At 73.0% G+C, this 23200-nt stretch carries 15 protein-coding genes; 14 read left to right on the top strand and 1 reads right to left on the bottom strand.

Features of this window, described 5'->3' with window-relative positions; all coding sequences use genetic code 11:
- Positions 1 to 2 precede the first annotated feature (2 nt).
- The 11 genes from ABD332_RS40015 to ABD332_RS39965 all read left to right on the top strand — a co-directional run bounded on the left by ABD332_RS40015 (position 3) and on the right by ABD332_RS39965 (position 16420).
- The gene (locus tag ABD332_RS40015; RefSeq protein ID WP_344508704.1) at positions 3 to 5843 is read left to right on the top strand and encodes a type I polyketide synthase; all 5841 of its coding nucleotides are present in this window, start codon (positions 3 to 5) and stop codon (positions 5841 to 5843) included.
- Positions 5843 to 6280: an acyl-CoA thioesterase gene (locus tag ABD332_RS40010; RefSeq protein WP_344508703.1), complete on the top strand. Its 438-nt coding sequence runs from the start codon at positions 5843 to 5845 to the stop codon at positions 6278 to 6280. The genes ABD332_RS40015 and ABD332_RS40010 overlap by 1 nt, the downstream gene beginning before the upstream one ends.
- A gap of 25 nt (positions 6281 to 6305) precedes the next feature.
- Positions 6306 to 6845 carry a flavin reductase family protein gene (locus ABD332_RS40005; RefSeq protein ID WP_344508702.1) on the top strand — a complete coding sequence of 180 codons (540 nt, stop codon included), beginning with the start codon at positions 6306 to 6308 and terminating at the stop codon, positions 6843 to 6845.
- On the top strand, positions 6842 to 8212 hold the full coding sequence (locus tag ABD332_RS40000; RefSeq protein ID WP_425552368.1) for a cytochrome P450: 1371 nt from the start codon (positions 6842 to 6844) through the stop codon (positions 8210 to 8212). The genes ABD332_RS40005 and ABD332_RS40000 overlap by 4 nt, the downstream gene beginning before the upstream one ends.
- 298 nt (positions 8213 to 8510) lie before the next feature.
- The gene (locus tag ABD332_RS39995) at positions 8511 to 10487 is read left to right on the top strand and encodes a CRTAC1 family protein (RefSeq protein ID WP_344508700.1); all 1977 of its coding nucleotides are present in this window, start codon (positions 8511 to 8513) and stop codon (positions 10485 to 10487) included.
- On the top strand, positions 10484 to 11485 hold the full coding sequence (locus ABD332_RS39990) for an enediyne biosynthesis protein (RefSeq protein WP_344508698.1): 1002 nt from the start codon (positions 10484 to 10486) through the stop codon (positions 11483 to 11485). The genes ABD332_RS39995 and ABD332_RS39990 overlap by 4 nt, the downstream gene beginning before the upstream one ends.
- Before the next feature lie 77 nt (positions 11486 to 11562).
- Positions 11563 to 12501, top strand: a complete 939-nt coding sequence (locus tag ABD332_RS39985) for a hypothetical protein (RefSeq protein ID WP_344508696.1) — start codon at positions 11563 to 11565, stop codon at positions 12499 to 12501.
- 71 nt (positions 12502 to 12572) lie between these two features.
- The gene (locus tag ABD332_RS39980; protein WP_344508695.1) at positions 12573 to 13439 is read left to right on the top strand and encodes a maleylpyruvate isomerase N-terminal domain-containing protein; all 867 of its coding nucleotides are present in this window, start codon (positions 12573 to 12575) and stop codon (positions 13437 to 13439) included.
- A gap of 84 nt (positions 13440 to 13523) precedes the next feature.
- Complete coding sequence (locus ABD332_RS39975; protein WP_344508693.1) at positions 13524 to 14294, top strand: class I SAM-dependent methyltransferase; 771 nt, start codon at positions 13524 to 13526, stop codon at positions 14292 to 14294.
- Between the two features lie 10 nt (positions 14295 to 14304).
- The gene (locus tag ABD332_RS39970; protein ID WP_344508691.1) at positions 14305 to 15672 is read left to right on the top strand and encodes a cation:proton antiporter; all 1368 of its coding nucleotides are present in this window, start codon (positions 14305 to 14307) and stop codon (positions 15670 to 15672) included.
- A 64-nt stretch (positions 15673 to 15736) separates the two neighbouring features.
- A complete protein-coding gene (locus tag ABD332_RS39965; protein WP_344508690.1) occupies positions 15737 to 16420 on the top strand; it encodes an O-methyltransferase in 684 nt (227 codons plus the stop codon).
- 82 nt (positions 16421 to 16502) lie between these two features.
- Here ABD332_RS39965 and ABD332_RS39960 read toward each other — a convergent pair whose 3' ends face one another.
- Positions 16503 to 16757, bottom strand: a complete 255-nt coding sequence (locus tag ABD332_RS39960; protein WP_344508689.1) for a phosphopantetheine-binding protein — start codon at positions 16755 to 16757, stop codon at positions 16503 to 16505.
- Between the two features lie 155 nt (positions 16758 to 16912).
- Here ABD332_RS39960 and ABD332_RS39955 point away from each other — a divergent pair, with 155 nt between their 5' ends.
- The 3 genes from ABD332_RS39955 to ABD332_RS39945 are packed head-to-tail and all read left to right on the top strand — an operon-like array spanning position 16913 to position 23198.
- Positions 16913 to 20080, top strand: coding sequence for an AMP-binding protein (locus ABD332_RS39955; protein WP_344508687.1), 3168 nt, complete (start codon positions 16913 to 16915; stop codon positions 20078 to 20080).
- Complete coding sequence (cmdF, locus tag ABD332_RS39950) at positions 20064 to 21692, top strand: tyrosine 2,3-aminomutase (RefSeq protein ID WP_344508685.1); 1629 nt, start codon at positions 20064 to 20066, stop codon at positions 21690 to 21692. The genes ABD332_RS39955 and cmdF overlap by 17 nt, the downstream gene beginning before the upstream one ends.
- Before the next feature lie 15 nt (positions 21693 to 21707).
- Positions 21708 to 23198 (top strand): tryptophan 7-halogenase, encoded by a 1491-nt coding sequence (locus ABD332_RS39945; RefSeq protein WP_344508683.1) that lies wholly within the window; start codon positions 21708 to 21710, stop codon positions 23196 to 23198.
- The last annotated feature ends 2 nt before the right edge of the window (positions 23199 to 23200 follow it).

Raw genomic sequence — 23200 nt, 5'->3', positions numbered from 1 at the left:
ACATGACCAACATCGCCGTGGTGGGCATGGCGTGCCGATACCCGGACGCCACGTCCCCCCGGGAGCTGTGGGAGAACGCGCTCGCGGGGCGCCGCGCGTTCCGCCAGCTGCCCGACGAACGCATGCGGCTGGACGACTACTACGACGCCGACCCCAAGGCCCGGGACCGCTTCTACGCCCGGCTCGCCGCCGTCATCGACGGCTACGAGTTCGACCGGATCGCCTACAAGATCGCCGGCAGCACGTACCGCGCGACCGACCTCACCCACTGGCTCGCCCTGGACATCGCCGCGCTCGCGCTCGCCGACGCCGGCTTCCCGATGGCGGAGGGCCTGCCGCGCGAGCGCACCGCCGTCATCGTCGGCAACAGCCTCACCGGCGAGTTCGCCCGTGCCAACCAGATGCGGCTGCGCTGGCCGTACGTGAGCCGCATGGTGACCGCCGCGCTCAAGGCCCAGGACTGGGACGACGACCAGCTGCAGAACTTCCTGGCCGACTTCGAGGACGCGTACAAGTCGCCGTTCCCGGAGATCGACGAGGACACCCTCGCCGGCGCGCTGTCCAACACGATCGCCGGCCGGATCTGCAACCACTTCGACCTCAAGGGCGGCGGGTACACCGTCGACGGGGCCTGCTCCTCGTCGCTGCTGTCCGTCGCGACCGCGTGCAAGGCGCTCATCGACGGCGAGGCCGACGTCGCCGTCGCCGGCGGGGTCGACCTGTCCATCGACCCGTTCGAGATCATCGGCTTCGCCAAGACGGGCGCGCTCGCCACCGGCGAGATGCGGGTCTACGACCGCGGCTCCAACGGCTTCTGGCCGGGCGAGGGCTGCGGCATGGTCGTGCTCATGCGCGAGCCGGAGGCGGTCGCCGCCGGGCACCGCATCTACGCGTCCATCGCCGGCTGGGGCATCTCCTCCGACGGCAAGGGCGGCATGACCCGGCCGGAGGCCAACGGCTACAAGCTGGCCCTGCGCCGCGCGTACGAGCGGGCCGGCTTCGGCATCGAGACCGTCGCGCTGTTCGAGGGGCACGGCACCGGCACGAAGGTCGGCGACGCCACCGAGCTCACCGCCCTGTCGGAGGCCCGCCGCGAGGCGGACCCGGACGGCACGCCGGCCGCGATCAGCTCGATCAAGGGCATGATCGGCCACACCAAGGCCGCCGCCGGCGTCGCCGGGCTCATCAAGGCGTCCCTGGCCGCGTACCACCAGGTGCTGCCGCCGGCGATCGGCACCCGCGACCCGCACGAGGTGCTCACCGGCGACGCGCCGGCCCTGCGGGTGCTGCGCAAGGCCGAGGCGTGGCCGCGGGAGACGCCGGTGCGCGTCGGCGTCACCGCCATGGGCTTCGGCGGGATCAACACCCACATCGTGCTGGAGAACGCCGCGCCGCGCCGCCGGGTGCCGATGGACAGCCGCACCAAGGCGCTCGCGTCCTCGCTGCAGGACGTCGAGCTGCTGCTGGCCGACGCGGCCTCCGCGCAGGAGCTGCGGGAGAAGCTCGACGAGCTCGTGCACTTCGTGCCGAAGCTCTCCTACGCGCAGCTGTCGGACCTGTCCGCCACGCTGCACAACGGGCTGCGCGACCTGCCCTACCGCGCCGCCGTCATCGCCTCCTCGCCTGACAACGCCGTGCAGAGCCTGCGCCGGCTGTGTGAGGTCCTCGACGCGGGGGAGACCACCCACTTCGCCGCCGACGGCCGCAGCTTCCTCGGCCACGCCAGCGGGCCCGGCAAGATCGGGTTCCTGTTCCCCGGCCAGGGCTCCGGCCGCGGCGTCTCCGGCGGGGCGCTGCGCCGCCGGTTCGCCGAGGCGGAGGAGGTGTACGTGGACGCGGCGCTGCCGGTGACCGGCGACGTCGTCGCCACCGAGGTGGCCCAGCCGCGCATCGTCACCGGCTCGATGGCCGGCCTGCGGGTCATGTCGACGCTGGGCATCGAGGCGACCGTCGCCGTCGGGCACAGCCTCGGCGAGCTCGCCGCGCTGCAGTGGGCCGGCGTGATGGACGAGGCCGCGCTGCTGCGCGTCGCCGCCCTGCGCGGGCGCACCATGTCGCAGCACAGCGCGTCGGGCACGATGGCCGGCATCGCCGCCGGGCCGGAGGCCGTCGAGACCCTCGTCGCCGGGCTGCCGGTCGTCATCGCCGGCTACAACGGGCCCAACCAGACCGTCGTCGCCGGGCCGGTCGACGCGGTGCAGACCGTGTGCGAGCGGGCCGCGGCCGCCGGCGTGCAGTGGTCCCGGCTGCACGTGTCGCACGCCTTCCACTCCCCGCTGGTCGCCCCGGCCGCGGCGGCGTTCGGCGCCGCCCTGGCCGAGGAGGACTTCTCCCCGGTCGGCCGGCGGGTCGTCTCCACCGTGACCGGCGACGTGCTCACCCGCGACACCGACGTCGCCACGCTGCTGCACCGCCAGATCACCGACCCGGTGCTGTTCAACCAGGCGGTCGAGCTGGCCGCCAAGGACATCGACCTGTTCATCGAGGTCGGCCCCGGCCGGGTGCTCAGCCAGCTGGCGGCGTCGGTGACCGACGTGCCGACCGTGGCGCTGGACACCGACGACGAGTCCCTCGCGGGCGTGCTGCGGGCCGTCGCGGCCGCGTACATCGTGGGCGCCGCACCGGTCGACAGCGCGCTGTTCCACGGCCGGCTCATCCGGCCGGTCTCGGTCGGCGCGACGTTCTCGTTCTTCGCCAGCCCCTGCGAGCAGGCGCCGACGGCGCCGGTGGTCCGCCGCAGGGTCGCCCTCACGGTGGTGCCGCAGCCGGCGGCCGATCCGGTCACGCCGGCCGGCGGCGACGTGCGGGCCCCCGAGGACCGGCCGGCGGAGTCCAGCGTCGAGCTGCTGCGGCGCTTCGCCGCCGACCGGGCCGAGCTGCCGATCGAGCTGGTCGGCACGAGCAGCCGGCTGCTGGACGACCTGCACCTGAGCTCGATCACCGTCGGCCAGGTGCTCAACCAGGTCGCCCAGCAGATGAACCTGCCGGTGGCGCAGCTGCCGACGAACCTCGCCACCGCGACCATCGAGGAGCTGGCCGAGGCGCTCGACACGCTCGCCGCGACCGCGCAGAACGGCGACGGCGCCGCGTCCGCGGCCGCCCAGGTGGCCGGTGCGGCACCGTGGGCCCGGCCGTGGTCGCTGGACCTCGACGAGCTGCCGCTGCCGCCGCGCACCGCGCCGCAGGACAACGGCGCCTGGCAGGTCTACGCCGACGCCGGCAACCCGCTCGCCGAGCCGCTGCGCCGCGAGCTGGAGCGCGCCGGGGTCGGCGCCGGGCTGCTGGTCTGCCTGCCCGAGCAGTGCACCGAGGAGCAGCTGCAGTTCGCGCTGCACGGCGCCAAGGCGGCGGTGACCGGCCGGGACCAGGGTCAGGGCACGGCCAAGCGGTTCGTGCTCGTGCAGCACGGCCGCGGCGCGGCCGGCCTGGCCAAGACGGTCCGGCTGGAGGCGCCGCACCTCACCACGACGGTCGTGCACGTGCCGGCGGTCCCCACCGCGGTCGGCTGGGTCGTCGCCGAGGTCGCCGCGACGAACGGCTTCGCGGAGGCGTACTACGACCTCGGCGGCGTGCGGCGGGTGCCGACGCTGCGGGCGATGCCGGTCGAGCCGGCCATCACGCACGTGCCCCTCGCGCGCACCGACGTGCTGCTCGTCACCGGTGGCGGCAAGGGCATCACCGCCGAGTGCGCCCTCGCCATGGCCAGCGACAGCGGGGCCGCGCTGGCCCTGCTCGGCCGGTCCGACCCGGCGCAGGACGCGGAGCTGTCGGCGAACCTGCGCCGCATGACCGAGCACGGCATCACCGTCCGGTACGCGCAGGCCGACGTCACCGACGCCGCCGCGGTCCGCCGGGCCGTCGCCGAGCTCACCGCGGAGCTGGGCCCGGTCACCGCCGTGCTGCACGGCGCCGGGCGCAACGAGCCCGCCTCGGTGACCAGCCTCGACATGGCCGCGTTCCGGCGCACGTTCGCCCCGAAGATCGACGGGCTGCGCGCGGTCCTCGACGCGGTCGACCCGTCCGGGCTGAAGCTGCTGGTGACGCTCGGCAGCATCATCGGCCGGGCCGGCCTGCGCGGCGAGGCGCACTACGCCACCGCCAACGAGTGGCTCGCCGACCTCACCGTGCAGACCGGCCGGGACTTCCCGAACTGCCGCAGCATCTGCATGGAGTGGTCGGTGTGGTCCGGCGTCGGCATGGGCGAGCGCCTGTCGGTGGTGGAGTCGCTGACCCGCGAGGGCGTCGTCCCCGTCACCCCCGACCAGGGCATCGCCATCCTGCGCCGGCTCCTCGCCGACCCGGAGGCCCCGTCGGTCGTCGTCATCAGCGGCCGTACGACGGGCATCGACACGGTCCGCTACGACAAGCCGGAGCTGCCGCTGCTGCGCTTCGTGGACCGGCCGCTGGTGCGCTACCACGGCGTCGAGCTGGTCTGCGAGACCGAGCTGAGCGCCGGCAGCGACCTGTACCTCGCCGACCACCTCCTCGACGGCAACCTGCTCTTCCCGGCGGTGTTCGGCATGGAGGCGATGGCCCAGGTCGCGGCCGCCGTCACCGGCCACGAGGGCGGGCCCGTCATCGAGGACGCGCGCTTCCTGCGGCCGATCGTGGTGCCGCCGGACGGCAGCACGGTCATCCGGGTCGCCGCGGTCGTCACCGCCGACGACACCGTCGAGGTCGTCATCCGCAGCGCCGAGACACAGTTCGCCGCCGAGCACTTCCGGGCGCGGCTGCGGCTGGACCGCGGCGACGCCCCCGACGGCCCGCCCGTGCAGGCCGACGCCATGCCGGCGGTGCCGCTGGACCCGCGCACCGAGCTCTACGACGGGGTGCTGTTCCAGGGCGGCCGGTTCCAGCGGCTGCGCTCCTACCACCGGGTCGCGGCCCGCGACGTCGACGCCGACCTGGCCGCCGACCCGGACACCCGGTGGTTCGCCGGGTACCTGCCGGACCGACTGCTGCTCGGCGACCCCGGCGTGCGGGACGCGCTCATGCACGGCAACCAGGTCTGCGTCCCCGACGCGACCCTGCTGCCGGCGGGCGTGGAGCGCATCTACCCGGCGGGGGAGGGGCTCACGTCGGCGACCGGGCTGCGGTACTGCGCCACCGAGCGCAGCCACGACGGCGACCTGTACATCTACGACATCGCGCTGCGCGACGCCGCCGGCACCGTGGTCGAGCGGTGGGACGGCCTGCACCTGCGGGCCGTGCGCAAGCTGGACGGCCGGGGACCGTGGGTGGCGCCGCTGCTGGGCTCCTACCTGGAGCGCACCCTCGAGGACCTCGTCGGCACCAGGGTCGCGGTCGCGGTCGAGCCGGACGGTCCTGAAGGTGCCGCCGGCGGTGAGGACCACGTCGAGCAGCGGCGGGCCCGCACCGCACTGGCCGCCGGTCGGGTCTTCGGCCGCGCCGTCGAGGTGCGGTACCGGCCCGACGGCAAGCCGGAGGTCGACGACCCGCGCACGGTCTCCGCGGCGCACGGCGCGGGGCTGACGCTCTGCACCGCCGCCACCGGCGTGCTCGGCTGCGACCTCGAGGCGGTCACCGCCCGCACGGCGCAGGAGTGGCGTGGGCTGCTCGGCCAGCACGCCGGGCTGGCGGACCTCGCCGCCGACCTGACCGGCGAGGACGCCGACACCGCGGCGACGCGGGTGTGGGCGGCCGTGGAGTGCGTGCAGAAGGCGGGCCGCTCGACGCTCGGGCCGCTGAGCCTGATGCCGTCGTCGCGGGCCGGCTGGGTCGTCTACTCGGCCGGGGACGCGTGCGTGGCGACCTTCGCCACCACCGTGCGCGGCGTCGACAGGCCGGTCGTCTTCGCGGTACTGACCGGAGGGGAGCAGTGATGGAGTCGTACTTCGAGTACCAGCACACGGTCGGCTTCGAGGAGACCAACCTCGTCGGCAACGTGTACTACGTCAACTACCTGCGCTGGCAGGGGCGCTGCCGGGAGCTGTTCCTCAAGACGAAGGCGCCCGAGGTCCTCGCGGACCTGCAGGACGACCTGAAGCTCTTCACGCTCCGGGTCGGCTGCGAGTTCTTCGCCGAGATCACCGCGTTCGACGATCTGTCGATCCGGATGCGGCTGGTGGAACTGGCGCAGACCCAGATCGAGTTCAGCTTCGACTACGTGCGGGTCGGCGACGGCGGCGAGCTGCTCGTCGCCCGGGGCGGCCAGCGGGTGGCCTGCATGCGCGGGCCGAACACCAGGACGGTGCCGGCCCGTGTGCCGGAGGCGCTCGCCCGGGCGTTGGAGCCGTACACGTCGATGGCCCGGGTCTGAGGGCCTGCGCGAGCAGGAGGTGCGCGTGGACGTCCAGCCAAGGCCGCCGCTCAACGCGGTGACCGATCCGAAATCGTTGCGGCGGGCCCTGGGGGCGTTCGCCACCGGCGTCACCGTGGTGACCGTCGGCGGCAGCACACCGCACGGCATGACCGCCAACTCCTTCACCCCGGTGTCGCTCGACCCGCCGCTGGTGTCGATCTGCGTCGGGCGGCAGGCGGTCATGCACGGCACGCTCGGCGAGGTCGGCGCGTTCGCCGTGTCGGTGCTCTCCTCGGAGCAGGAGAGCCTGGCCCGGTACTTCGCCGACCGCCGCCGGCCGCTGGGCTGGCAGCAGTTCGACGTCGTCGACTGGGCACCGGCACCGAACACGGGGGCGCCGCTCGTCGGCGGCGCCCTGGCCCACTTCGAGTGCGAGCTGTGGCGCACGTACGACGGCGGGGACCACACCATCTTCATCGGCAAGGTCCTGTCGATGCACCGCAGCGTCGACGACGAGGCCCTGCTGTTCCACTCCGGCAAGTTCCACCACCTGAGCCAGGAGCGCACCGAGGTGACGACGTGACGACGCTCGACCGCCCCCGGCTGCTGGATCCGCCCAGCAGCCCGCGGATCACCGCGATGGGCATGCTCGTGAAGATGACCCGCGACCGGATCGGCATGATGACCGACGCGGCGAAGGACTACGGCGACGCGTCCCGGCTCGCGGTCGGGCACAAGACGCTGTACTTCTTCAACCACCCCGACCACGCCAAGCACGTGCTCGCCGACAACGCCGGCAACTACCAGAAGGGCATCGGCCTGGTCCACGCCCGCCGGGCGCTCGGCGACGGCCTGCTCACCAGCGAGGGCGAGCTGTGGCGCAAGCAGCGCAAGGTGATCCAGCCGGCGTTCCAGAGCCGGCGGATCGCGGCGCAGGCCGGGGCGGTCGCGGAGGAGGGCGCCAAGCTCGTCGAGCGGCTGCGCCGGCGGGCCGGGACCGGTCCGGTCAACGTCCCGGAGGAGATGACCACGCTGACCCTCGGCGTGCTCGGCCGGACGCTGCTGGACGCCGACCTCAGCCGGTTCGGCGGGATCGGTGACTCGTTCGCCGCCGTGCAGGACCAGGCGATGTTCGAGCTGGAGACGCTCAGCGCGGTGCCCACCTGGGTGCCGTTGCCCCGGCAGCTGCGCTTCCGCCGGGCCCGCCGGAGCCTGGAGGCGATCGTCGACGAGCTCGTCGGCGGCCGGCGGGCCCGCACCGAGGACCGCGACGACGTGCTGTCGCGGCTCATCGTCTCGGCGGACGCCGAGCCGGACCCGGCCGTCGGCCGCGAGCGGCTGCGCGACGAGCTCGTCACGCTGCTGCTCGCCGGGCACGAGACGACCGCCAGCACGCTCAGCTGGGCGCTGTACCTCATCGGTGAGCACCCGGAGGTGCGGCAACGGCTGCACGAGGAGGCGGTCGCGGTGCTCGGCGACCGGCTGCCGGTCTTCGAGGACCTGCACCAGCTGCGGTACACCTCGATGGTCCTCGAGGAGGTCATGCGGCTCTACCCGCCGGTGTGGCTGCTGCCGCGCAAGGCCCTCGCGGCCGACGAGGTCGGCGGCTACCGGGTGCCGGCCGGCGCCGACGTGCTCGTGTCCCCGTTCACGCTGCACCGGCACCCGGACTTCTGGCCGGACCCGGAGCGCTTCGACCCGGAGCGGTTCGACCCGCAGCGTCCGACCGGCACGGCGGAGCGGCCCCGGTACGCGTACATCCCGTTCGGCGCCGGGCCACGGTTCTGCGTCGGCAACCACCTCGGCATGATGGAGGCGGCGTTCGTGCTCGCGCTGCTGTGCCGGGACCTGAAGCTGGAGAAGGCGCCCGGCCACCGGGTGGTCCCCGAGCCGATGCTGTCGCTGCGCATCCGCGGCGGCCTGCCGATGACGGTGACCCTCGCCCGCTGACCAATTGTCCAATGTGGACGCCCGCCGGAGTTGTTGCTCCGGCGGGCGTTTCGCTGTGCGCAAGGGGTGCGCCGATAGCGTCCCACTAGGGCGTGGCTAGGGCGAGGGATCGACGAACGCCGTTGAGCACTTGCCGAGAAGACTTTGCTCCGGCCCGCCGCAACGATAGCGATAGTTCGATGGATCGAGCCGCGGGAGCGGTGGTCCTCGACCAGCCTGCGGGATCTCCGCCGGTCAATCAGGCAGGTGTCCGGCCGCGTATCCGCGGGCGACATGCCGTCGACCTCAAGGGGGAACTGTGCCACCGCAACCTGTCGGCGTCCTGCGCCGGCTCATCCCAGGCGCCTTCGTCCTGGTGCTCGTCGCCGCGTTGTACGTGGCGGCCCAGCTGCCCGAGGCGTCGGCGGCGACACGCAACGCCATCGCCAACCGTTACGCGTTCACCGAGCTGCAGGTCGCGCTGCCGCCGGGCCTGCCGCAGCACACGGTGCGCCAGGTCAACCCGAAGTACGAGCACATCAGGGCCTGGATCTCGTCCGTCGGCGCCGCCGTCGCGGTCAACGACATCGACGGCAACGGCCGGTCCAACGACCTGTGTCTCGTCGACACCCGTAGCGACTCGGCGATCGTGACGCCGGCGCCGCAGGGCGGGGCGACCTACGCGCCGTTCGTGCTGAACCCGGCGCCGCTGCCGACCAGCGCCACGATGGCGCCGATGGGCTGCGTGCCCGGCGACTACAACGCCGACGGCTGGACCGACCTGCTCGTCTACTACTGGGGCCGCACGCCGGTGCTGTACATGCACAAGCCCGGTGCCACCGCGCTGGAGATGGCCGCGTTCCGTCCCACCGAGCTGATCGCCGCGTCGAACACCGCGGCCGGCGGCTACGGCGGCCCGCTGTGGAACACCAACGCGGTGAACGTCGCCGACTTCGACGGCGACGGCCACGTGGACATCGGCGTGTTCAACTACTTCCCCGACACCCAGGTCCTCGACCCGCAGGGTGACCCCAACGTGCAGATGAACCACTCGATGTCGCGGGCCGAGAACGCCGGCGGCGCGCACGTGCTGCACTGGGAGGCCGCCAGCAGCGGCGACGAGCCCAGCGTCACGTACGTGGAGCAGAAGGCGATCCCGCCGTCGGCCGCCACCGGCTGGACGCTCGGGGCCGGCTCCGCGGACCTCGACGGCGACCTGCGCCCGGAGCTGTACCTCGCCAACGACTTCGGCCGGGACCGCTTCTTCCGCAACGTCTCCACGCCCGGCCAGATCAAGTTCGCCCTCGCCGAGGGGGAGCGCGGTGCCTTCACGCCGAAGTCCCTCGTCGTCGGGCACGACTCCTTCAAGGGCATGTCGATGGAGTTCAGCGACCTGTCCGGCGACGGGCAGTTCGACATGTTCATCAGCAACATCACCACCAGCTGGGGCCTGGAGGAGAGCAACCTCTACTACCAGAACACCGCGGCGAACCCGGCGAAGGCCGCCGCGGCGCTCAAGGACGGCCGGGCGCCGTTCGAGAACAAGGCCGCCTCGGCGAACATCGCCTGGGTCGGCTGGGGCTGGGACGCCAAGGCCGCCGACTTCGACAACAGCGGCCGCCTGTCGCTGGTGCAGACCGCCGGCTTCGTCAAGGGCAAGATCAACCGCTGGTCGTGGCTGCAGGAGCTGGCGATGACCAACGACCTGCTGCTGCAGGAGCCGCAGATGTGGCCGAACGCGAAGCCCGGTGACGACATCGCCGGCTCGCAGCCGTTCGCGTTCTGGGCCAAGGAGCCCAACGGCCGCTACGTCAACGTCGCCAAAGAGCTCGGCATGACCTCCGACATCCCGAGCCGCGGCGTCGCGGTCGCCGACGTCGACGGCGACGGCGCCCAGGACTTCGCCATCGCCCGGCAGTGGGGCGCCCCGTCCTACTACCGCAACACCAAGGCCGGCGCCGGCGAGTACCTCACCCTCAACCTGTACCGCCCGGCGACCGGCGGCGTCTCCGCGACCGGCGGCCTGCCCGGCGCGCCCGCCTACGGCGCCCAGGTGCGCGTCACCACCGCCGACGGCCGCACCCAGGTGTCGCAGCTCGACGGCGGCGGCGGACACTCCGGCAAGCGCGGCTTCCAGCAGCACTTCGGGCTCGGCGCCAACCAGGGCAAGCCGGTCTCGGCCGAGGTGTGCTGGCTCGACAACACCGGCGCCATGCACATGCAGACGCTGCAGCTGAGCCCCGGCCAGCACACCCTCATGTTGACCACGCAAGCCCAGGAGGTGCAGCCGTCATGACCGACGTGCAGCCCCGCGTCAAGCTCCCGACCGAGGCGCCGGTCTCGCCGGCCGTAGCGGTTCCCACCAAGGCGACGGTGACGGTGTCGACCCCGTCGGGCGCGCCGCCGCGCGTGGACGGTCGCGACCCGCGGTATCTCGCACTGCGCAACTTCGCGATCTCCATGAGCATCTTCAACATCCTCGGCTACACCGTGCTCGGCTTCGAGCAGCCGTGGACGTGGCCGCTGTTCTCCCTCGCCATCGGCTACTCGACGGAGCTCGTCGTGGAGTGGATCGCGGCGAAGGCCGAGCGGCGCGCCCCCGGCTACTCCGGCCACGGCGGCTGGGGGCTGTACACGTTCCTGCTGCCGTCGCACATCACCGCGCTCGCGGCGAACATGCTGCTGTACGCCAACGACGTGTACTGGCCGATCGCCTTCGCCGTCGTCGTGGCCGTCGGGCAGAAGGTGCTGTTCCGGGCCCCGATCAAGGGCCGGCTGCGGCACTTCATGAACCCGTCGAACTTCGGCATCACCGTCACGCTGGTGCTGTTCGGCTGGGTCAACGTGGCGCCGCCGTACCACTTCACCGAGCACGTCCCGGACGTGATCCGCATCGTGGTGCCGACCGTCATCCTCACCGCCGGCACGATCCTCAACGCGCTGCTGACCAAGCGGGTCGCGCTCATCGTCGGCTGGGTCGGCGCGTTCGTCATCCAGGCGCTGATCCGCCACTACGTGTGGGACGTCGCGCTGTGGGCGGCGCTCGGCCCGATGACGGGCGTCGCGTTCATCCTCTTCACCAACTACATGATCACCGACCCGGGCACCACCCCGACGTCGGGCAAGGCGCAGTTCATGTTCGGCTCCAGCGTCGCGTTCGTCTACGGCGCGCTGCTGCTGGCCAACGTGGTCTACACGCTGTTCTTCGCCGTCACCATCGTCTGTGCCGCCCGCGGTTTGTTCTGGTGGGCGAAGTGGCTGAAGGACCGTCGGACGACCGTGATCACCACCTGAGGCACCACGCCGGTCGGCGCGGGGACAACGCCGTCCCCGCGCCGGCCGCGTTCCTTGTCATCCACAGTGGAGGGTACGTGACATCCACCCAGCTGCGGACCGGCGTCACGCCGGGCCCGCACCTCGCTCCCCGACGCGCCCGCAACGGCCGGGTCGTCCTGTTCAGTGTCCTGGCCGGCATCGCGCTGGCGGTGCTCTGGTCCTACGAGTTCGTCGACTCGGTCATCGGCGACAACGTCGCCAACAACCTGCTCGGCCACGACGCGAAGAAGACCGCCATCGCCGGCACCACCGCCGGCCTGGTCTTCGCGTTCGTGTCCGGGCTCGCCGGCACCTTCACCGCCTGCAACATCGCGATGGCGGCGTCCGTCGGTCCGCTGTCACAGGCCGGTGCCGGCCAGCGCGGCGGCCCGCTGCGGCGGCTGCTGCGCCCGCTCGGGTGGCTCACCGTCGGCATGGTGGCGGTGTCGGCGGTGTACGGCTTCGTCGGGGTCCTGCTCGGCGACCGGTTGCCGCAGCTGTCCACGGACAAGGTCGGCGACGTGCCGGTCCGGCTCCTGCAGTCCTCGGTCGTCTTCGGCCTCATCGGCCTCGCCCTGATCTACCTCGGCCTGGCCGCGCTCGGCGTCCTGCCGGACCTGTTCCGCGACCGGCCCACCGCCCGCGTCGTCGTCCTCGGCGGCCTCGTCGGCGGCTTCCTCATCGGCCGGCCGTACCCGTTGTTCAACAAGCTCTTCCACTACGCGGCGGACACCGACAACCCGCTCTACGGCTCGCTCGCCTTCGTGCTGCAGTCGGTGGGCAACGTCGTGTTCGTCGCGGCCGTCTTCGCCGTCGTCGTGCTCCTCACCAGGGGGCGGTTCCTGTCGTGGCTTGGTGCGAGCCCGCGGCGGGCCGCCGTGGTGACGGGCAGCCTGCTCGTCGCGCTCGGCGTGTTCAACGTCGTCTACTGGGACGTCCGCCTGCCGGCGATGTTCGGCATCGGATGGTTCCCCACCATGTGGTACAACGCCTGACCTCTCACGTTCCTTCGTGCACTCGGGGTCGCGTCCGCGGCCCCGAATACGACTTCCGCGGATGGTGACCCATGACCGTCGTCGTGCTCCAGGACCGCTGGCAGCAGACCCGCGCCGCCGTCACGGACACGGGCCGGCGCTTCGAGTCGCTGGTCAACTGGGCTCCCGACACCGCGGCGATGGCGACCGCGGAGTGGTCGATCGCCGACTCCGCCGCCCACGTGCTGTCCATCGCCAAGCTGTGCCTGCTGCTGCTGGACCCCGACGCGCCGCCGCCGCCCGTGCCGGGCCTGCGCGAGCTGCTCTCCGGCACCAACGTGGACACCGTGGCGGACACCAACTCCCACGTCATGCGCCACCTCACCGAGCGCGACCCGAGGGTCGTCACGCGCGACCTGCGCGCCGCGATCGAGCGCATCCTGCTCGTCACCCGCGACGCCGACCCGGCCTCGACCGTCACATGGCTGGGCGACGCCCAGGTCACCGTCGCCGGCGTGCTCGCCCACCTCGTCAACGAGATGCTGGTGCACGGCTGGGACATGGCGCGCGCGGCCCGCCTGCCGTGGCCGATGCCCGACGCCGACGCCGCCCTGTTCTTCGAGCTGTTCCTCGTCGACATGATCCGCAACTCGTACGGCGCGCTGCTCAACGAGGCGGTCCGCATGCCACGGCACCGCATCGCCGTCGAGTTCCGCTCGGTGCACACCCCGACGGCCATCCTGCAGCTGCACGAGGGCCGGGTCAGCGTCGCGCCGCCCGGCGACCCCTACGACGTCAGCCTCACCTTCCGCCCGGCGCGGTTCAACCTCATGCTCTTCGGCCGCATCAGCGCCCTGCGCGCCGCCGCCGGCCGGGACGTCGTCGTCGGCGGCCCGCGCCCCTGGCGGCTGCGGTCGTTCCTGCGCGTCGTACACATGCCGAACAACGCCAAACCGTGAGGCTCAGGTCCGCACAGCAGCGGAAGCCAGCGTGACCCCGGAATCGAAGAATAGGTGCAGATCCGCTCATCCACGGAGGTTGCAATGGCATTCGAACAGGACCGGACGCAGACCCACGCCGGGTGGAGTCAGGACCACACCGAGATCTACGATCTCGTCTTCCGCAGCCGCGGCAAGAGCTTCGAGGCCGAGGCCGACGACATCGCCGCGCACGTGCGCGCCCGCCACCCGGGCGCCACCACCCTGCTCGACGTCGCCAGCGGCACCGGCTCGCACCTGGTGCGCTACGCCCAGCTGTTCGAGCACGTCGAGGGCGTCGAGCTGGCCCCCGCGATGCGCGTCGTCGCCCAGCGCAAGCTGCCCGGCGTCGCGGTGCACGCCGGCGACATGCGCGACTTCGACCTCGGCCGCACGTTCGACGCGGTCGTGTGCCTCGGCAACTCGGTCGCCTGCATGGCCTCCACCGCCGAGCTCGACACCGCGATCGCCCGCATGGCCGCGCACGTGGCGCCCGGCGGGGTCCTGATCGTGGAGCCCGGCTGGTTCCCCGAGCAGTTCCTCGACGGCTACGTCGGCGGGCACCTGGTCCGCGAGCCCGGCCGGGTCATCTCCCGGGTCACCCACTCGACCCGCGAGGGCCTCGCCACCCGGGTCGAGATCCGCTTCACCGTCGCCACGTCCGAGGGCGGCATCAAGGAGTGGACCGACTACTTCTACATGAACCTGTTCACCCGCGAGGAGTACACCGCCGCGTTCGAGAAGGCGGGCTGCGCGGTGGAGTTCCTCGACATCCCGTGGCGGCTCGGCACCGACCCGCACAACGCGCCCGGCCTCTTCGCCGGCGTGCGCAAGTAGGGGCACCGGCATGACCTTCGTCGCCCCACTCACCTCGCACCTGATGGTGGGGTTCATCGTCGGGCTGGGGGTGCTGCTGCTGACGGCATGGCTGCTCGGCCGGCTCGCCGAGCGGTGCCGGATGCCGGCGGTGGTCGGTGAGCTCACCGCCGGCGTCCTCATCGGCCCGTCGGTGCTCGGCCACCTCGCGCCGGGCGTCACCGAGCGGCTCTTCACCGGCTCGCCGGAGCAGATGCACCTCATCGACGCCGTCGGCCAGGTCGGCGTGCTGCTGCTCGTCGCCGTCACCGGCACGCACCTGGACCCGTCGCTGCTGCGCCGGGTCCGCGCCACGGCCGCCACCGTCAGCCTCGGCGGGCTGCTGCTCCCCCTCGCCGCCGGCATCGCGCTCGGGTACGTGCTGCCGGTGCCCGTCGTGCCGGGCGGCCCCGGCGACCGCACCGTGTTCGCGCTGTTCCTCGGCGTCGCGATGTGCGTGTCGGCCATCCCGGTGATCGCCAAGACCCTCACCGACATGCGCCTGCTGCACCGCAACATCGGACAGCTCACGCTCGCCGCCGCGTTCATCGACGACGCCCTCGGCTGGCTGCTGCTGTCGGTGGTCGCGGCCGCCGCGACGGCCGGGGTCAGCGCCGGCACCGTGACGGCCTCGGTGCTGTACCTGGTGGGCTTCCTCCTCTTCGCCGCGACCCTCGGCCGGGTGATGGTGCGCAAGGTGATGACGGCCGTCGCGGACCGGCCGGCGGACGCCCCGGCGGTCGCGACGGCGGTCATCCTCGTGCTGTTCGGCGCCGCGACCACCCTCGCCCTGGGCATGGAGCCGGTCTTCGGGGCGTTCGTGGCCGGCCTGCTGATCACCGGCGCCCGCACCGCCCAGCCGAAGCTGGCCGGGCTGCGCACCGTCGTCACCGGGGTCCTCGCCCCGCTGTTCCTGGCCACCGCGGGGCTGCGGATGGACCTGACGGCGCTGGCCCGCCCGCAGGTGGCCCTGACGGCCGCGGTGGTGCTGGCGGTGGCGATCGTGGGCAAGTTCGCCGGTGCGTACCTCGGTGCGCGGCTGCGGAAGCTCACCCGCTGGGAGGCCCTCGCCCTCGGCGCCGGGATGAACTCCCGCGGCGTCATCGAGGTGATCGTGGCGCTGACCGGGCTGCGCCTCAAGGTGCTCGACACGGCCGGGTACACGGTGATCGTGCTGGTCGCGATCGTCACGTCGGTCGTCGCGCCGCCGCTGTTGCGGCACGCCATGAACCGCATCGCCGGCACCGACGACGAGCGCCTGCGCGAGATCGACCACGACACGTGGAACGGCCTCACCCCGGTCAACGCCTCGAGGTCCGCCCCATCACAGTCCACTGTGGAGCGACACAAGAACGACTAGTGTCCACAAAGGACCGCACAGCCAAGGATGCGGCCACGGACCTGGACGCCGGACGATGGTTGGCATGACCACCGGGATCCAGGACACCAAGCATCTGCTCGCCGGTCAGGACGTCGGCGACTACGTGGCGGCCTGCACGACACCGCCGGGGCAGGCCGTCACCGGGCTCATCGCCCGCGCCGGTGAGCTCGGCGACGAGGCCGGGATGATGGCGACCGCCGCGCAGGCGACGCTCCTGACGATGCTCGCCCGGCTGGTGCCGGCGCGGCTGGCCGTCGACATCGGCACCTTCACCGGGCTGTCAGCGCTCGCCCTCGCCGAAGGTGTCGGCGCCGGCGGCCGGGTCGTCACCTGCGACGTGTCCGACCGGTGGCTGCCCCTGGCGCGCGAACACTGGGAGAAGGCCGGGGTCGCGGACCGCATCGACTTCCGGCTCGGCGCCGCCGGGCGGACCCTCGCCGGGTTCGAGCCCGGCAGCGTCGACCTCGTCTTCGTCGACGCGGACAAGATGAGCTACCCGCGCTACCACGCGCTCGCGGTGCCTCTGCTGCGCCCGGGCGGGCTGCTCGTCGCCGACAACGTGCTGCTCGACGGCTGGGTCGTCGACCCGTCCCGGGCCGACACTCCCGCGCAACGGCGGTGCGCCGAGACCCTTCGCGCCTTCAACGCCGCACTCGCCGCCGACGAGCGCCTCGACGCCGTGATGCTGCCGCTCGCCGACGGGCTGACGATCGCGCGCAAGCGGTAGCGGGACGACGAACGGCGTGCACACCCCGGGGTGTGCACGCCGTTTCGTGTCGCCGTCCGCGTCTGTCGCCTGTGGACGCCGCTCAGCTCGTCAGCGCGACGACGGCCTTCGTGAACGTGGCCAGGTCCGGGTCCTCGAACAGCAGCCCGAAGTCGACGGTGACGCCGAGCTCGTCCTCCAGCCGGCCGACGATGCGGACCGCCGAGATGGACTGGCCGTGCAGCTCGAAGAAGGTCAGGTGCTGCCCGCCCTCGGGCATGCCGAGAACGTCCCGCCACACCTCTTCGACGCGCTGCTCGACGACGGACGGATCTGCCGCGCCAGTGTTCTGCACCATGGGACGTGCTCCTTCCAGGCAGGTGACTCCCCGCTCATCGTCGGCACCGCGGCCATCGACGCGCATCCTTCGAAATGCGCTGTGTGCGCCGCATTCCTTGAGAAGCAATCGATGTCCGCTGCGTGTGACGATTCGTCCGTCGTAAGGAGGACGCGATGAACGGATCGCCTGCCCGCTGGTGGGTGCTGGAGCACCTCGCGCCGGGCACCGCCGCACCGCGCGTCTGCCGCGGCTTCGACGTGAGCGGGCCCGTGGACGTCGACGCGCTGCGCGCGGCCTGGCTCGCGGTGTTGTCCGCGCACGAGCCGTTGCGCACCACCGTGACCGATGTCGATGCGTCGCCGGCACCGGTGACCGCGGCCGCCGACCCCGCCTCGTTCGCGGTGCTCGAAGCGCCCGCAACGCCTGCCTGGGACGGACTCCCGGCCCGCCTGACCCTGACACGCACCGCGCCGGACCTGCACCGCGTGACGGTCGTGCTGCACCGCACGGTCGCCGACGACGACACGATGGACCTCGTCGTCGAGGAGCTGTCGCAGCGCTGCGCCGGCCTGGTGCCGCCCCCGCCGCCGGCGCCGTCAGCGCTGTTCGGCGACCCCGATCCCCGCCGGGACGCCGAACTGCTGCGCTGGTGGCAGGGCGCGGTCCGCCCCACGCCGCCGGTGAGCCACCCGCTCGGACCGGACCGCGACACCACCCCGGTCGTGCCGGGCGGCGCCGCCGGCTTCGACTGGGGGCCGGAGGCCGCGGCCGCCGTCACGGGGTTCGCCCGCGACACCGGCACCACCCCGTTCGCCGTGCTCCTCGCGGCGCTGCAGTCGCTGCTGTGCCGCTACGACGGCGGCGCCCTGGTCACGGTCGGCACCCCGGTCAGCGTCCGCCCCGCCGGTGCCCCGCGGGTCGCCGGCGCCTTCGACAACCTGCTCGTGCTCCCCGGCGACCTGGCCGGCGCGGACACCTTCCGGGCGCGGGTCCTGCGCGCCGCCGCCACCACGGACGCCTGCCTGGCGCACCGCGAGCTGCCCTACGGCGAGCTGCTGCGGGCCCTGGACGCCTACGGCGACGCCCGTCCCGTGCCGCTGTGCGACGCGGTCCTGGCCGTGCGGGAGGCACCGGAGGCGGTGCTGCGCCTGCCCGGCGCCGAGGTCCGCCCCGCGCCGGCGGACACCGGCTGGGCGACGTGCGACCTGACGCTGACCGCGACCGTCGACCCGGCCACCGGGCTCGCCGGCACGCTCGGCTTCCGCGGCGAGGAGCAGCGGCCCGCCGCGACCGCGGTGCTCGAGCAGCTGCGCACCCTGCTGCTGGCCGCGATCGCGGACCCCGACGCCGACGCCGCGGCCCTGCCGATGGACGCCGCGACGCCCGGCCCGCTCGCCTCGCCGGCGGCGTCAGACCCGCTCGCGGTGCCCGGTCCGGCGGCGGTGCCCGGCGCGCCGGCCCCGGCCGACCGGCTCGCGGAGGCGCCGTTCGTGCACGAGGCGGTGCGCGCCGTCTCGGACCGCATCCCGGCCACGGTCCCGGTCGCCACCGAGGGCTCGTCCCTCGGGTACGGCGACCTGGAGCGCTCCGTCGCCGTCGTCGCGGCGCACCTGCGCGCGGCCGGGGCCGGCGGGCGGGCCGTCGCGGTGCGCATGGCGCCCGGCCCGCGCCAGATCGTCGCGTCGCTCGCCGCGCTGCGCGCCGGAGGGCACCTGCTGTGGTTCGGGACCGGCGACGCGGGCGAGCGCGGCCGCACCGCGCTGCGCGAGCTGCGCCCCGCGTGCCTGCTGGTCGACGGCGGCGCCGAGACCGACGCCCTCGCCGGCTGGTACCGCGCCGAGATCCACGGCCTCGTCCTGGACGTCGGCTCCCTGACGGCGGACCCGCCGCCCGGCGCCCCCGCCGCCCCGGTGGTGCGGCGGGAGGCGATCGCCTACGTCGCCTACACGTCGGGATCCACCGGCAAGCCGAAGGGCATCGCGCAGACACACGGCGCGTTCGCGCAGTTCGCCGCGTGGATGGCCACGACGTTCGACCTGCGCCCCGGTGCCCGGGTCGCGCACTGGGTGGCCCCGGAGCACGACCCGAGCCTCTACGAGGCGTTCGCCACGCTGACCGCCGGCGCCACCCTGTGCCCCGTGCCGCAGCGGGTCCGCGTGCACCCCGAACGGTTCACCGACTGGCTCGCCACCGAGCGGATCACGTTCCTGCAGACGGTGCCGAGCTTCGCCAAGGAGCTGCTGGCGCCGATGACCGCCGCGGCCGGGCGGCTCGGGGCGCTGCGGCACCTGGTGCTCATGGGCGAGGCGCTGCCGGCCGCCCTCGCCGACGGGCTGCGCGCCGCGCTGCCCGGGCTGCGTCTGTCCAATGTGTACGGACCGACGGAGACGGTCGCGGCGACGTGGGCGGCGATCGACGCGCCGGTCCGCGGCATGGCCCCGATCGGGCGGGCCATCCCCGGCCGCGAGGTGCTGGTGCTCGACGAGGCCGACCGGCCCTGCCCGGACGGCGTCACCGGCGAGGTCGTGATCCGCAGCCCATACGTGGCTGACGGCTACGTCGGTCTGCCGCCGGGCCCGGCGTTCCGCCCGCTGGAGGGGACGGATTCCGGGACCGGGGTGTACCGGACCGGCGACCTCGCCCGGCGCCGGCACGACGGGCGGCTGGAGTTCCGCGGCCGCAAGGACTTCCAGGTGAAGCTGCTCGGCAACCGGATCGAGGTGGCCGAGGTCGAGGAGGCCCTGGCCCAGCACGAGTCGGTGGCCGAGTGCGCGGTCGTGCCGGCCACCGACGGCGACGGCCTCGTCGTCGGCCTGGTCGCCCACGTGGTGCCGGCGCCCGGGGCGGACCCGGCCGTCGCCGCCTGGCGCGCGCACCTGCGCCGGCGCTTCGGCGCCGCGCTCGTGCTGGTGCAGTTCGAACCGATGACCGGCCCCCTGCCGCGCAACGTCGCCGGCAAGGTCGACCGGTCCCGGCTGCCCGCCCGGCCCCACTTCCGGCAGGGGCCGGGCGGCCGGGAACCAGCCGCGGACCGCCCGTGGACCTGGGCGGAGACCGCGGTGGCGCAGCTGTGGCAGGACGTGCTCGGGGCGCCGCCCGCCGGCCCCGGCGCGTCGTTCACCGCCGCCGGCGCCGGCTCCCTGGACGCGCTGCGGCTCGCCGGGCTGATCCGCAAGCGGTTCGGCGCCGACGTGCCGCTGCAACAGTGCCTCACCAATCCCACGCTGACCGGACTGGCCACCGCGATCGTGGCCGCTGGCGCCCGCCAGGACGTCGCGGCCGGGCACCTGCCGCCGCGGCCACACCGAACCGAAGGAGAGTGCGTTGAATCAGCAGACTGAACAGGCCGTCGTGTTCGACGGCGAGACCCTCGACATCCCGGGTGTCAGGCGGGTCGCCGAGGAGCACGCGCCGGTCCAGGTCGCCGCCTCGTCGCTGGAGCGGGCCACCAAGAGCCGCAAGATGTTCGAGGACATCGTCGCGCAGGAGATCCCCATCTACGGGGTGACCACCGGCTACGGCGAGATGATCTACATGCTGGTGTCGACCTCGAACGAGACCGAGCTGCAGACCAACCTGGTGCGCAGCCACAGCGCCGGCGTCGGCCCGCTGTTCGCCGAGGACGAGGCCCGCGCCATCCTCTCCGCCCGGCTCAACGCCCTGGCCAAGGGGTACTCCGCGGTGCGCCCCGACGTGCTGGAGCGGCTCGCGCTGTACCTCAACCTCGGTCTCACGCCGGCGATCCCGGAGATCGGCTCGCTCGGCGCCAGCGGCGACCTGGCGACGCTGTCGCACATCGCGAGCACCGTCATCGGCGAGGGCTACCTGCTGCAGGACGGCAAGAAGGTCCCGACCGGGCCGGTCCTGCGCGAGCACGGGATCGAGCCGCTGCAGCTGCAGTTCAAGGAGGGCCTCGCGCTCATCAACGGCACCTCCGGCATGACCGGCCTCGGCGCGCTCGTCGTGGGCCGGGCGATGACCCAGGTGCGCCAGCACGAGCTGGTGACCGCGCTGGTCATCGAGACGCTGCAGGGCTCCACGAGCCCGTTCCTGCCGGCCGGGCACGACATCGCCCGCCCGCACCAGGGGCAGATCGACACGGCCGCGAACATGCGCGCGCTGATGGCCGGCAGCCGGCTCACCGTCGAGCACGCCGACCTGCGCCGCCAGGTCGCCGACGCGGGCGAGAAGGCCGCCGGCGAGGGCAAGCTGCACACCGACGGGGTGCAGCGCACGAAGATCTACCTGCAGAAGGCGTACTCGCTGCGGGCGATCCCGCAGATCCTCGGCTCGGTGCGCGACACCCTGTACCACGCGACGAACAAGCTGGACATCGAGCTGAACTCGGCGAACGACAACCCGTTGTTCTTCGAGGGTCAGGAGATCTTCCACGGCGCCAACTTCCACGGCCAGCCGATCGCGTTCGTGATGGACTTCGTCACGATCGCGCTCACCCAGCTCGGGGTGCTGTCCGAGCGGCAGTCCAACCGGCTGTTCAACCGGCACCTGTCCTACGGCCTGCCGGAGTTCCTGGTCGCCGGCGACCCGGGGCTCAACAGCGGCTTCGCGGGCGCGCAGTACCCGGCGACCGCGCTCATCGCCGAGAACCGCACCATCGGCCCCGCCAGCACGCAGAGCGTGCCGTCCAACGGCGACAACCAGGACGTCGTCAGCATGGGCCTCATCTCCGCCCGCAACGCCCGCCGGGTGCTGCAGAACAACGAGAAGATCCTGGCCGTGGAGTACCTCGCGGCGGCGCAGGCGGTCGACATCTCCAAGCGCTACGACGGGCTCAGCCCCGCGGCGAAGGCGACCTACGACCACGTCCGCTCGCTGGTGCCGACCCTGGACCACGACCGCTACATGTCCGACGACATCGAGACGGTCGCCGCCGCGCTGGCCCGTGGCGAGTTCGTCGCCGCGGTCGCGGCCGCCGACGTCGAGCTGCGCTAGAAAGGGAACCGGAAGATGACCTCAGAAACCTTCGACGTCGTGGTGGTCGGCGGTGGGCCGTGCGGCTCCACGGTCTCCACCCTGGTGGCGCAGCAGGGCCACCGCGTGCTCGTGCTGGAGCGGGAGCGGTTTCCCCGGTACCAGATCGGCGAGTCGCTGCTGCCCTCGACCGTGCACGGCATCTGCAAGCTGCTCGGGGTGACCGAGGAGCTGGCCGCCGCCGGCTTCCCGATCAAGCACGGCGGGACGTTCCGGTGGGGCAGCAACCCGGAGCCGTGGACGTTCGACTTCTCGCTGTCGCAGAACTTCGCCGGCGAGTCCTCCACCGGCTACCAGGTCGAGCGGATGAAGTTCGACAAGATCCTGCTCGACAACGCCCGGGCCAAGGGCGTCGAGGTGCGCGAGGAGTCGACGGTCGTCGACGTCATCGAGGAGGACGGCCGGGTCTGCGGGGTGCGCTACACCGACGCCGCCGGCGAGCGCCACGAGGTGCGCAGCCGGTACGTGGTGGACGCGTCCGGCAACACCAGCCGGATCCACGGCCACAGCGGCGGCAAGCGGGTCTACTCCGACTTCTTCCGCAACCTGGCGCTGTTCGGCTACTTCGAGGGCGGCAAGCGCCTCGACCCGCCGTACTCGGGCAACATCTTCGCCGTGGCCTTCGAGGCCGGCTGGTTCTGGTACATCCCGCTCAGCGACACCCTGACCAGTGTCGGCGCGGTGCTGCTGCCGGAGGAGCTGGAGCGCGTCCAGGGCGACAAGGAGAAGGCGCTGCTCGGGCTGATCGAGCAGTGCCCGCTCATCGCGGACATGCTCTCCGACGCGACCCGCGTCACGACCGGCGTCTACGGCGACATCCGGGTCCGCAAGGACTACTCCTACCTCCAGGAGCGCTTCTGGAAGCCGGGTCTGGTGCTCGCCGGCGACGCGGCGTGCTTCATCGACCCGGTCTTCTCCCAGGGCGTGCACCTGGCGACGTACGGGGCGCTGCTCGCCGCGAGGTCGCTGAACACGGCGCTGGCCGAGGGGACCGACATCCCCGAGGAGACCGCCTTCAGCGAGTTCGAGCACCGGTACCGCGCCGAGTACGCCCGCTTCCACGACTTCCTGGTCGCGTTCTACGACATGCACCAGGACGAGGAGTCGTACTTCTGGAAGGCGAAGAAGGTGACGTCCGAGACGACGCCGGCGGCGGAGTCGTTCGTCAACCTCGTCGGCGGCGGCGCCTCGCAGGAGGGCGCGCTCGTCGACCCCGAGGCGTACACCGCGCGGGCGACGGCGGCGCAGGAGCTGTCCGCGGCGATCGACCGCAGGGTCGAGGGCGCGGGCAACCAGGAGATCCTCAACACCTCGCTGGTCCGGTCGATCGTCAAGGAGGGCCACCAGATCCAGATCCAGGCGGCGCTCGGCCGCAGCGACCGCCCCACGCCGCCCGTCCGCGACGGCGGGCTGGTGCCGTCGGCGGACGGCATGCACTGGTCGCTGCCGACGCCGAAGGAGGCGTGACG

Source organism: Dactylosporangium maewongense, from assembly GCF_039531485.1.
GTDB lineage: Bacteria > Actinomycetota > Actinomycetes > Mycobacteriales > Micromonosporaceae > Dactylosporangium > Dactylosporangium maewongense.
This window is presented reverse-complemented; position numbering and strand designations above follow the sequence as displayed.

Coding starts and splice junctions, on each gene's coding strand:
- ABD332_RS39980 (WP_344508695.1), top strand. CDS start 12,573: ATGACCGTCGTCGTGCTCCAGGACCGCTGGCAGCAGACCCGCGCCGCC.
- ABD332_RS39965 (WP_344508690.1), top strand. CDS start 15,737: ATGACCACCGGGATCCAGGACACCAAGCATCTGCTCGCCGGTCAGGAC.
- ABD332_RS39945 (WP_344508683.1), top strand. CDS start 21,708: ATGACCTCAGAAACCTTCGACGTCGTGGTGGTCGGCGGTGGGCCGTGC.
- ABD332_RS39990 (WP_344508698.1), top strand. CDS start 10,484: ATGACCGACGTGCAGCCCCGCGTCAAGCTCCCGACCGAGGCGCCGGTC.
- ABD332_RS39955 (WP_344508687.1), top strand. CDS start 16,913: ATGAACGGATCGCCTGCCCGCTGGTGGGTGCTGGAGCACCTCGCGCCG.
- ABD332_RS39960 (WP_344508689.1), bottom strand. CDS start 16,757: ATGGTGCAGAACACTGGCGCGGCAGATCCGTCCGTCGTCGAGCAGCGC.
- ABD332_RS40010 (WP_344508703.1), top strand. CDS start 5,843: ATGGAGTCGTACTTCGAGTACCAGCACACGGTCGGCTTCGAGGAGACC.
- ABD332_RS40015 (WP_344508704.1), top strand. CDS start 3: ATGACCAACATCGCCGTGGTGGGCATGGCGTGCCGATACCCGGACGCC.
- ABD332_RS39970 (WP_344508691.1), top strand. CDS start 14,305: ATGACCTTCGTCGCCCCACTCACCTCGCACCTGATGGTGGGGTTCATC.
- ABD332_RS39975 (WP_344508693.1), top strand. CDS start 13,524: ATGGCATTCGAACAGGACCGGACGCAGACCCACGCCGGGTGGAGTCAG.